Consider the following 12,246-nt stretch of genomic DNA (forward strand, 5'->3'; position numbering starts at 1 on the left):
TCAGGCACATTTTATAATGGATCTCGTTCATGTCTCAAATTGATTCGAATCAACCAAAGTTTAACCTTAAAAACTATCTTAACGATTTTAACCCCTGGCATAACATCAAGATTATGCATACCAATGTGCCGAACGATATCCTGTCTGGTATCACGGTTGCTGTGATCGCCATGCCGTTGGCTCTGGCATTTGGGGTTGCTTCCGGCCTGGGAGCAGAAGCAGGGATGTGGGCGGCCATTTGTGGTGGTATTCTGGTGGGGATCTTTGGTGGTTCCAATACCGGGGTTAGTGGTCCTACTGGTCCGAAAGTCGTTCAGTTGGCGGCGATTATTGCTGCCACCAAACTGGCAAGCGGTGAACCGGATATTGTATTTGCCATGTCGATGGTCTTTTTGAGTGGTCTGGTCTGTATCGCGCTCGCTTTGATGAAAATCGGGCGGTTTATCTACTATACACCTTACTCGGTGGTGTCCGGTTTCATGTGCGGGATCGGCGTGATTATCATTTTACTTGAAATTCCACCGATGCTCGGCTTTGCGACACCGCATTCCGTGATCGGCGCCATTAAACAAATTCCTTATGACATCATGCATGAAAAACCGCATGCGTTGATTATTTCACTGGCGACCTTCTTCACCATTTTGCTCTGGCCTCGGGTTACCAAGAAACAATGGTTGCCGGCACCTCTATTGGGCTTGATTGTGGGAACCAGTATCGCGCATCTCTTCAGCTTCAAGGATATCGAATACATTGCATCGATGCCCGTTGGTTTGCCTCACATGTACTGGCCCGATTTTACTCGCTTCGGCGAAATGATTGGTGGGGCTTTTGCATTGGCCGGGCTGTGCATCTTTGATTCACTGCTGACCTGTCTGGTTGCAGACAATATGACGAGCGAGCGGCATAACAGTGACCGTGAAATTTTCGGACAGGGCATTGCCAATCTGGGCTGTGGGATTGTAGGTGGAGTGACTACCGCGACTGCCACCATGCGGACCGTAGCGAATATAAAGTGTGGTGGTAAAACCGGCCTGGCATCCATTACTCACGGACTGGTACTGCTGGCATTGATGTTGGGACTGGCTCCGTATGCCAGCTACATTCCGATGGCCTGTCTGGCTGGGATTCTGCTCAAAGTGGGTATGGATATCATCGATTATCGTGTTTTGCCCGTCTTGCACCGTATGCCTCTTACAGACTCGATCTGTTTCTGGACGGTTTTGATTTTGACGATCTCTGTCGATTTGCTGGTCGCGATGGGGGTTGGAATTACGATTGCCTTTGTCCGTATCGTGCAGGAACTGGGGCAGGCTTATGAACAGGATGTCGTTAAGTTGAACGAAATGAGTCGGCCCTTACCCGGTGAGGCTGATATGCCTGATGAACTCAAGGAAAAAGTGCTCAAATTGCGACTGGAAGGTCCGTTATTCTTTGGTGTATCGGATACCATTTATAGAGCATCTTCTGCATTGGTAGATTACAAATATCTGATTGTCCGTATGGCCCGTGTTCCGATGGTAGATATGTCAGGCGCTTATTTGCTGGAAGATATTATCGAAAAAGCACACCAACAGGGGGCAATCGTATTCTTAACCGGTTTAAGGCCACAGGTAGAACGCAGATTAGTTCGTTTACGTGTGATTGAAAAACTAGCTGACGGGCACTGCCTGGCATCATTCAACGACGCCATCCTCAGAATTCAGGAACTTGAAGCTGATCTGGCATCAGGCAAATCAAACATTGAAGAGGAAAACTTGAGTAAGGTTTGAAGTGTGCACTGACTTTCAATGTATATTTCGGCGCAATCTTTTCTGAATTCTGGCAACGGTGTGAATACCGTTGCCAGAATTCAGAGGGAGCATCGCCAGCGCGATGATGGAAAGCGAAAATGCAGTACATGGTAAATGTGCCAGCAGCATTCTCGTTTTTTACCAATCGCCAGTCACATTGGTCTCTTGGAGTATTTGTTTTTCCAATTTCCAGAAATAGTTCCATGGCTATTGGACTGAATCATCGGTGACAAAAATGATCCAGTTTTCAAAATCGCTACAAACCGACTCGCTCGACGCAGACTTGCGCCCTCAACTACAACACATCACGGCTCAATTCCATTGGCCCTCTCATGTTAAGCGTTTGGATCAGCGAATCAAAAACGGCCGTCGTCGCTCTGATTATTCGTGAATGCTGAACGTGACGACACCCAGCTGATGAGCCGATTCTGCCCCTCAATATCCGCACTGATGGTTACAAAATTGCGCAAATGATTACAACAGGTCTGTTTTATGACGAAATGTAACGGTTGTATCAATCAGATCCAGGCTGACGATTACGTGATCTGCACGAGATATGTTTCGGTGAGTAATTTAGGCCCTGTTTTACAGTGTTGACAGAGAGTCATGCACTTTAATCAATCCATCAAATTTCGAAGATTTTTCAAAACATTTTTATTGTGTTTGGGATACCTCTCTGGCAAAGTAATACCAGTCACTTACCAAGTGTAACTGATTTCATGACGGTGCCTGAAGGCATTATTTTAAGTACTGCATGAAGCATCTGAGATCTACAACTTTTGCCAAGCGATTATTAACATGCTTACAATTTCCAAAGACATTCTGCCTCAAACATTTCTCAGCTATATCGCATTTCGGATTGCGTTCATGGACACTCTGGAGCGAATCGCTCTGGCGAAGCAAGTGGGAGATGATCCTTTTGAATCATTTGGTTTTCTGACAGAAGTTCCATTTTTACGGAGCGTGCCACCACACGTCCAACTGGATCTGTTGTCAATTACCTGGGCCAAGCATCTGGCCAGTGAGCACGTCGAAGGCGACCTGGTCGATGAGAGCATGGTTTATGCTGTCTGCGAAACGGCGGCCCGCATTATCGACGAACAACCGGATGAAGCACGTCGTCACCTGCAGGGGGGGCCATTAGACGTGCACATCTCCGTTGATCATTTTCTTTCATCGGAAATTCGCAATCTACATTTGAACCTGTCTAACGAAGGCGACTTTTTACTGATTAGTCAATTTCAGGATATGGATCCAGAAGAAGCGAGGCCGATGAAAGCAGAATTTGGGATTCAAGAAGAAACAATTGAACCCATGTTTGATGTTTTGATGCAATGGTATATGTCGGTTGATTTCATGCCGAGCCTGGAAGGGTTATTGCAGGAACGGGAAGTCGCCAAGGCCATCACAATTGTCGGTTTGAAGCAGCAGCCGCTGTGCTAGAGTGCCTCGAACCATAGCGTCACTCATGCAAGACTACTCGGTCTGAGTGGCCTTGGAGACGCTAACAATAAACCTGGACACAGGCTGAGTTGACGAAGATGCACCAGAGGGGGATCAGGAACGGTTGTTATCATCCGTTCCTGTTTTTTTGCGCCGTTGCTTAAAGACTTCCAGCCGTTTGCGAATGGTCGCTTCAAAACCCCGTTCGACCGGGCGATAGTATTCTTTTTCGACTCCCAGATAGTCCTGGTCGACCCAGCCCTCTTCGGAAGCATGGGCATACTGATAACCTTCTCCGTGCCCTAATTTCGAAGCACCAGAGTAGTGACTGTCCTTCAAATGCATGGGGACCGGCAGCAGTGATTTGTTTCGGACATCACTCAACGCTTCATCGATGGCGACATAGGCTGCATTTGATTTCGGTGCGGTTGCGATATAAGTGACCGCTTGCGAGAGTAAGATGCGCCCTTCGGGCATGCCGATCTTTTCGACGGCATTAAATACGGACATTGCCAAAGTCAGTGCCGCCGGATCGGCGTTGCCGACATCTTCCGACGCTGCTATGACGATGCGGCGGGCTAGAAAACGGGGGTCTTCGCCCGCTTCAATCATCCGCGCCAGCCAGTACAAGGCGGCATCAGGATCACTGCCACGCATACTCTTAATCAGCGCACTGGCGGAATCGTAATGATTATCGCCGTCCTGGTCATACTGGATCGCCTTTTTCTGGATTGATTCCTGTGCGACTTCGAGGTCGAAAACGCGTTCACTGCCGTAAATGGAAAGCACGCCGATTTCCAACGCATTCAACGAACGCCGGGCATCGCCATCGCAGACTTCGATCAGAAAATCGAGGGCTTCTTGCTCCACAGTCACGTTATAGCGGCCCAGTCCCCGTTTCTCATCGCTGAGCGCACGCTGCATCAATGTCAGGATTTCATCGGGCGTCAAGGGCTGGAATTCAAAGATCTGGCTGCGGCTGATGAGGGCCGAAACGAGGGAGAAAAACGGATTTGATGTCGTCGCGCCAATTAATGCGACCACCCCCGATTCCACATCGGGCAACAGGACATCCTGCTGGACCTTGCTGAAATGATGGAGTTCGTCGATGAATAAAATGGTTTGCTTGCCGCCGGTAGCCAGTTCATTGCGAGCCCGGTCCAACGCAGCGCGGACTTCTTTGATTCCCGCAGACGCGGCGTTTAACGCTTCAAAACGGCGGTGCGACTGGCGGGCGATGAGTTCGGCGAGAGACGTCTTTCCGGTTCCGGGAGTGCCGTAGAAGATCAGAGAGCCGATCCGATCTGCTGCCAGGATACGGCGGAGTAATTTGCCTTCACCCAGAAAGTGCTGCTGCCCGGAAAATTCTTCGAGCGATTGGGGACGCATGCGGGCTGCCAGCGGCTTGGCTTTTTCCAGATTGCTGGATTCCTGCTGGTCGAACAAGCCCATATAAAAAACCTCCACCAAGTGATTCAGACGCGGGTATATTAGAACCCGTGATTGCAAAGTGGGAACCTGATAACCCGGGTTGTGTGAGCCGGATATACCGGATATACACGCAGCCGAATTTCGGGGGTCCCCAGTTTAGTATTTGTAGGGTCAACTCACGATTTTGAATCAACAAGGCAGAGGCTTATTTCTCTGTTTCGTTATGACTTCATTTTAGCCAGCAGTCCTACGTAAAACAAGGAGACGATTTTATAAATATATTCCAGAGGAAACAACCAATGTTCAACCCTCATGTTTGTTGGAAGTCGCTTTCTGTTTTTGTTTCTGCTGGCTGAGGAATTCCACCAAATCGCGCAAATCGTCTTTGCTGAGCTGTTTTACAATCTCATCAGGCATGGCTGACTTACCCGATGCCCGTTCGTCAATGTCTGCTTTCAAGACCCGACTGATGGTCCCTTTTGCGTCCATCAATATGAGTTCTTTATCGTCTTCTTTACGCACAATCCCCACCAGAACTTTTCCATCCAGCATCGCCAGCATCGTTGTTTCAAATCCTTTGGCGATTGATTTATTTGGGGCAACAATGGCTTCCAGCAGATAACGCCGATCTTTGTCGATTCCGATCCCAGATAAATCAGGGCCGACTTCGCCGCCGTTATTCTTGATCTTGTGGCAACGGCGGCAGGAAGTGTCGCTACGTCCATAAAAGATCTCATGACCGCGGGCCGCATTTCCACCAGACAGCGTTTCCATATAACCGGCAATCGCGTCGCCTTTTGGTCGGCTCTGATCGAAGGTCACCAGCAGTTTGTCCAGTGCGGGAGTCTGCTTCTGCTTTGCCGCTTTGAGTAAGTCGAGTTGAATCTCAGCCGGAACGTCGCCCTTTGCGAGTTGTTGCATCCAGCGCACTAAAATTTCCGTCGCGGCTGGTTTTTTCATTTCGGCCAAGGTCTGGATCGCCCCCTGTTTTTCAATGGTTTGTCCATTTTCAATGGCCTGTTCCAACTCTTTTAGTGCGGCTTCTGGCTGATGTCGGGCCAGCACGTTTCTGCCTGTTACCCGTAGTGCCGCTTGTTTGTCGTTAATCGCAGCCTTTGCGACGTCGGTGATTTTGGGATAGCCCAGCTTATCCAACGCTTTTAAAGACGCAACACGTACATCTACGGGGCGCTTTGCATCGGCGACCAGCTCTGCCAGCATCGGAGCCGCTTCCTTGATGCCGTATTTCGCAGCCAGTCCTGTTCCCGCTGTTTTGATTTTCTCCGAACTCTGGAACAGATCCGGAACGATAGGACCGACAATGCCCGTCAGTTCAATAGCGTTTCGATTTTGAATCGGCTGCCAGCGACCTAAGACCCGATCCAGGGGTGAAGGCTCGTTCCATTGGCTCAATTCTTCAATCGCTTCCAGTCGAAGTGCTTCGGGAACTTTGCTGTCAGCGGCGATTTTCGCGACTGCCACTGCATTCTCGGCTCCACCCAGGCGGAAGTTGGCATTCATCACACGACGTAATAATGGGTCGGACAGATCAGAGCGAATCGAAACGGCTGCCAGATCAGAGACTGCCTCGGGGATTGGCTCGTCGTTGATCGCTCGGGCTGCTTCGAGTACCACCAGTGGGTCAGAGTCCTGCAGAAACAGTCCGACTTCTTTGCGTTGCAGGCGTCGTAACGCAACAACAGCACCCAGTCGTACCGCCGCTGATTCGTTATTCGCGGCTGCGATCAGTTGCTCGACATCACCAATGCGTGCCAGTGACAGAATCGCTGCGTGCCGCAGTACTGGGTCGGCGTTGTTATTTTTCTTGAGCAGTTCAAACAGTGCGGGAATCGCATCGGCTGCTTTGAGACTTCCAAGGGCCACCGCCGCGAAATATTGCACGCGGGCATTCGGATCAGAAACCAGTTCGATGAGAGTCGGCACTGCTGCTTTCCAGCCCGCTTCACCTGTGACTTTTACAGTCTGTCCACGAACTTCACTGTCGGCGTCTTTGAGCAGGCTTTGAATTCCGGAAACCGCAGAGGACGTTTTACGTCCCAGTTGGCCGATGCCCCAGATCGCATGCAGTCGGGCGAGCTGATCTTTAGAGTCGAGAGCCACAGTCCGTAATGCATCCAGTGCATTTCGGTCGACGAGTGCAAACTGGGCTTCCATGCGGATACGTTGATCCGGGTGTGCCAGCAACTTCGTCAATTCTTTAACGGAACGCTGAGAAAAACCCTCTTTCATGAGTTCGGCTGAATGAGCCTGCTCAGCGGCTTTGACGTGTTCGGTATCGGTGAACTCGTAGATCCGGCCTTTGCCCAGGCCGTTCCAGCCATTGACCCAGTCGCTGACATACATACTGCCGTCGTAGCCGAAGTCGACATCGGTGGCCAGAATCTGCCAGATGAATTCATGGGAATCGGTCAGTTCGAACGACGCACCTTTGGGTTTTACAGCGAAGGAACGAATACCGCTACGTGAGGGAGTGCCACGGAAGTCGGCCAGGAAGAAATGATCTTTGTAGCGATCAGACAGACCAACGCCCGGATAATGCACAAGTCCGGAAGGGCCGTCGGCGAGATTGATCACCGGGGGCACCATGTAAGCGGGCTGTCCCTTGTGTGCAGGATGCCAGATCTTTTCCCGGTTGAAGGGGCCACGATCGCTGAGATATTGATAATACATCCGCCAGCCTGTGTCGCCTCCTTCGACAACATACACCCAGCGAGCCTTGTCGCCACTATCAGAATTGTTATCGCCAGTGAAAAGGTTGCCGTAATCGTCAAATGTCAGTTCCTGTGGATTTCGCAGGCCGTAAGCGAACTCTTCCAGCTCGGTTCCATCCAGATTACAGCGGAAGACGGCTCCCGTATCCGGCCGGAACAAATGCTTGCCTTCTTTGGTTTTGATGTTATATCCACGGTCGCCGATACTGAAATAGAGGCGGCCATCAGGACCCAGTTTTAAGCCGTGCAGGTCATGACCGCGAAAAGCGACCCGGATACCGTAACCGCTACTCAGTTTTTCCCGCAGTGTCGCTTTGCCTTCGTTGGCGGTATCGCTGAGCTTCCAGACATGTGGAATACACGTGTAATAAACATATCCCCCGCGGGCGAGAATACCGGCACCAGTACCTTCCAGAATCCCGTTGAATCCGTCGGCGAAGACACTCGCATGGTCGGCTTTGCCGTCATGGTCACGGTCTTCCACCAGACGGATGCGGTCGTGTTCGAGTCCGTACTGTTTGATGTCATCTTTGAGATGTTTCTTGAAGTACGCCATGCGATCTTCAAGAGTCTCCGCTGCCAGATCGTCATGCAACCAGTTCATGTGGCCGCGATTGTCTTCGACGCCTTTTCCTTGGCGAAATGTTTCTGCGACATAGAACCGCCCCTGCTCATCGATACAAAATGCCACCGGATTAGCCAACAAGGGTTCCGCAGCAAACAGGCTGACAGTCATGCCCTTGGGAACCCGGAAACCTTGAATCGCCTGCGCGCCTTCTTTCGAGGCTTCTGCGATCGCGGGGGTATAGGGCGTTTCTGCGAAACTGGATTGCACACTGAATTGCACGGTGGCCAATAACAGCAGACAGGTACAGAGAACAGACAGAGTACGACGATTGAACGACAACAATTTCAGACAATGGGCAGGAAACAAAGTGACACTCCTCGGCGAGACAATGATGTATCAAAATCAGAATAGATGCAGAATTTATCATATCTTAACGCTGGCGTTAAGCAGTTCACAGTCTGGAATTCTCCTAAATTGCCTGATCAATACAGATTTGAATCAGACCGAGAATTTTCATGAGCCTGCAGAGTACAGGTCTTTATAAACTGGCTAGAACGCCGAAATCTGAGTAACATGAAGTATATACGAAAGACAGTTATCAACGGGCAGACAGTTCATTAAGTTTGCTTATAAAAATGTACGAACTTACGTTATCAAGTACGTCACGCACTAGAATCGGGTCACTCTATGAAAAATGTCGTCAGCCTCATCCTGGGGGGAGGGAAGGGCACACGTCTGTTTCCGCTTACTCAGTATCGTTCCAAACCTGCTGTTCCGTTGGCGGGAAAATATCGGTTGATCGATATTCCGATTTCGAACTGTATCAACAGTGAACTGAGCCGCATTTATCTGATCACGCAATTCAACTCGGTCAGTCTGCACCGTCATATTCGCCAGACGTACAAGTTCGATTCCTTTGGTGGCGGCTTTGTAGAAATTCTGGCTGCCCAGCAGACCATGGAAGGGGCCGACTGGTATCAAGGCACGGCTGACGCAGTTCGCAAGAATATCCGCTGCATCGAACAGCCAGACATTGACTACGTGCTGATTCTCTCCGGCGACCAGCTCTACCGCATGGATTATTTGGAAATGCTGCAGACGCACATCGACTCGCAGGCCGATGTAACGATTGCCACGGTGCCGCTCTCCAGCGAGCAAGCCTCGGCATTCGGCATCATGAAAGTGAATGATGCAGGACGCGTGGAAAGTTTTCTGGAAAAACCACAGACGGAAGAAGATCTGGCGCTGGTCCGCACACCATCGGAGTGGATCGATCAACAGGGCATCGAAAGCCGCGGCCGCGACTGTCTGGCCAGCATGGGCATCTATCTGTTCAATCGCGATCTGCTGGTGGATCTGTTGAAGAAGACCGATTACGAAGATTTCGGTAAAGAAATCTTTCCGATGTCGATTCGCACGCACAAAGTCCACGCGCATCTTTTCGACGGTTACTGGGAAGACATCGGCACGATTCGTTCGTTCTACGATGCGAACCTGGCGCTGACGCATCCGAATCCGCCGTTCGATTTTGTGGTCGAGAAGTCGCCCATCTATTCGCGACCGCGTTTTCTGCCTCCCACACGCTGTGAAGGAGTGACCATCAATCGCAGCCTGATCGCCGATGGTTGTGAAATCGACGAAGGTGCCGTGATTGAAAATAGTGTGATCGGCCTGCGTTGTCGGATTGGCAAGAACGTGACGATTAAAAATTCGGTCTTGATGGGATCCGACTTCTACCAAGACCAGTGTAAACAGACAGCAGACGACAGCCTGCCTCCGTTTGGCATCGATGAGGGGGCATATATCGACGGTGCGATCGTCGATAAAAACTGCCGCGTCGGCAAAAACGTCCGCATCGAACTCAACGGCCACACCGAACAAGACTTCGACCACACCGACGTCCTGATCCGCGACGGCATTATCGTCGTACCCAAAGGCACCGTGCTGCCAGACGGGTGGAAGCTCTAACGCTAGTCAAACAACAGTCAAACAACAGTCAAACAACAGTCAAACAAGTGAAAGCAGCCTTCCGGGGCTGCTTTTTTTATTGTTCGCTTGAAATTTGATGGACTGTGTACATAATAGTGTATAAGCGGTTTGTGTACGCCTGTTTTGGTTGAGGGATGAGGAGCTTTTTTCATGCGCGTTCTAATGTCTTGTGCTACTTTACTGATCGGTACATTAACTGTATTCGCAGCGGATCCCCCTTCTCAGGAATATGTTGTGTTGGGCTTTAGGACGGTTAAGGTATTTGATTACAAGAAAGCACTGCGGGAAGCTGGAGAAGAGATTCCCCGGTTTCCATCACGTACCACAAATGCGCTTATCGCGGAAATAGTCTATTCTCGTTCGAGATTAAAAAAAATCCGTTCGCGTGCAAAAGATGCCGGTCTGAAAGACCAGGATATCATTTTTCTCATCAATGGTGAATTACTAAAAACGCCCACTGACGGTAATAAGATCCTGCAAAAAATCAGATATAGTGATGCTCTCGAAATGAGAGTCATTCGGCGGAATGAGAATCAATGGGAGCGTATCAACGTGCAAGTTAAACCTCTTACTGATCTTGAGTATTATCGCACTCAGGTTTTCGATCAGTTGCGCCGTGATGAGGAATTAACAGTATGTCGAATTTGGTCTGCTAGAGAGAGTCTGCACAGGTTTACCGATGATGATATTCAGTTGTATTTCAAGAAAAAAAGGAAAGAACCACTGCAGCTTATGATTCAGTTGGAACTGTTTCTTCCTGATGCACCTTTGTGGAAAGATCCTGAAACACTGTCCTGCTTTATGATTAAAACTGATCAGGCTGAGTATAAACTTACTTACGATGATTCAGAATTTAAGAAAGAATTGGAAGTTGATAAACAGTTTGAGGAAACGAAAAAGTCAATTCAAATTGCGCAGGAACAACTGGATGCTGTAGCGAAAAAGTATGGTCAGGACAGTTTGGAATATACAGAAGCCTCAAACACACTGCTGGTTGCAAAGCGGAAGTACATCAGACTTGAAATAGCAGAGGAAGAAGAGCTAGCGAGGCTAAGACAGAAAAGCAAAGAAGATAATAAAGTATTGAATGCAAATTTCAATAAGATCTACGCAAACGCTTCTGAACAAATGCGTAAAATGTTAGACGAAGTGTTAGATAAGCTAGGGACACAGGAGAGAATATCGAATGAGACACTTTTCAGGCTAGAAAGTATGGGGTTGATCAGGGGACAGATTACGCTGGCGAAAATGTTAAACGGCTGGAAATATTACGAGATGCCTTTGAAAAAAAAACAAAGGAAGATGATCGACGATATAATTAATTCTAAAACCGTATTCATGTACCACGAAAGAGAACCCGAAAAAAAATACGAAGTGACTCCCAAACAGAAAGAACAGATGAAAGCTGTGTTAGGCGTATTCGAAGCCGAAGGCGGCAAGTTGGGAAATTAGAGTTTCCGTCTGGCCGCTTTGTTTACAAGTAAGGATCGAATACACTAGATCTCAGTTCCTCGCCAATCAGCTCAAAGTTGCGGATTGATTACGAGTAAGGATCGAATACACTCGCTATACATGTAGCGATTCAGAATGAATTGTTGCGGATTGATTACGAGTAAGGATCGAATACACTCACGGGTCAAAGCTTGGTAGGTTACCGATTGTTGCGGATTGATTACGAGTAAGGATCGAATACACTTTGAAAGGATCTACATTACAACGCCGGAAGGTTGCGGATTGATTACGAGTAAGGATCGAATACACTCCACTCGAATAGGTCTCCAATCGCAACTTCGTTGCGGATTGATTACGAGTAAGGATCGAATACACTTTGGCTGAACTGGATGATTCCTAGTTCCGGGTTGCGGATTGATTACGAGTAAGGATCGAATACACTGCACAAGGAACAGTAAGAAAAGCTTGGGATGTTGCGGATTGATTACGAGTAAGGATCGAATACACTACAGCAACTGGCGGTAACTTACGCAAGCTGGTTGCGGATTGATTACGAGTAAGGATCGAATACACTGGAGAGCTTGATCTTAAGAAGCTATTCCCTGTTGCGGATTGATTACGAGTAAGGATCGAATACACTGACCGTATTTAAGAGATGGTGGCAGATGTTTGTTGCGGATTGATTACGAGTAAGGATCGAATACACTCATACCAAGTCGGTGAGAATGGTTGTTCAAGTTGCGGATTGATTACGAGTAAGGATCGAATACACTCTGAAGGCGACCGTATTGGTCGCTTGATTCGTTGCGGATTGATTACGAGTAAGGATCGAATACACTGA

General features: G+C 48.9%; 6 protein-coding genes and 1 CRISPR repeat array (1 of these 7 running past the window's edge). Of the genes, 4 read left to right on the forward strand and 2 right to left on the reverse strand.

Annotated features, from left to right (window positions below):
* The first annotated feature begins 29 nt into the window (after positions 1-29).
* Together AAC022_RS13475 and AAC022_RS13480 are read left to right on the forward strand one after the other, a co-directional pair.
* A complete protein-coding gene (locus AAC022_RS13475; protein ID WP_339731686.1) occupies positions 30-1,769 on the forward strand; it encodes a SulP family inorganic anion transporter in 1,740 nt (579 codons plus the stop codon).
* Between the two features lie 819 nt (positions 1,770-2,588).
* Positions 2,589-3,233, forward strand: coding sequence for a hypothetical protein (locus tag AAC022_RS13480; RefSeq protein ID WP_339731688.1), 645 nt, complete (start codon positions 2,589-2,591; stop codon positions 3,231-3,233).
* Between the two features lie 114 nt (positions 3,234-3,347).
* Here AAC022_RS13480 and AAC022_RS13485 read toward each other — a convergent pair whose 3' ends face one another.
* A complete protein-coding gene (locus AAC022_RS13485; protein WP_339731690.1) occupies positions 3,348-4,685 on the reverse strand; it encodes a replication-associated recombination protein A in 1,338 nt (445 codons plus the stop codon).
* Positions 4,686-4,967: 282 nt separating this feature from the next.
* The gene (locus tag AAC022_RS13490) at positions 4,968-8,330 is read right to left on the reverse strand and encodes a PVC-type heme-binding CxxCH protein (protein ID WP_339731692.1); all 3,363 of its coding nucleotides are present in this window, start codon (positions 8,328-8,330) and stop codon (positions 4,968-4,970) included.
* Between the two features lie 321 nt (positions 8,331-8,651).
* Between AAC022_RS13490 and AAC022_RS13495 the strand changes: the two genes are divergently transcribed.
* Together AAC022_RS13495 and AAC022_RS13500 are read left to right on the forward strand one after the other, a co-directional pair.
* Positions 8,652-9,932, forward strand: coding sequence for a glucose-1-phosphate adenylyltransferase (locus AAC022_RS13495; RefSeq protein WP_339731693.1), 1,281 nt, complete (start codon positions 8,652-8,654; stop codon positions 9,930-9,932).
* A gap of 171 nt (positions 9,933-10,103) precedes the next feature.
* Positions 10,104-11,405, forward strand: coding sequence for a hypothetical protein (locus AAC022_RS13500; RefSeq protein ID WP_339731695.1), 1,302 nt, complete (start codon positions 10,104-10,106; stop codon positions 11,403-11,405).
* Between the two features lie 10 nt (positions 11,406-11,415).
* Positions 11,416-12,246: direct repeats of the CRISPR family, unit length 36 nt; unit sequence GTTGCGGATTGATTACGAGTAAGGATCGAATACACT; it runs 394 nt beyond the window's last position.

It is taken from the genome of uncultured Gimesia sp. (assembly GCF_963976445.1).
In the GTDB taxonomy this organism is placed as follows: domain Bacteria; phylum Planctomycetota; class Planctomycetia; order Planctomycetales; family Planctomycetaceae; genus Gimesia.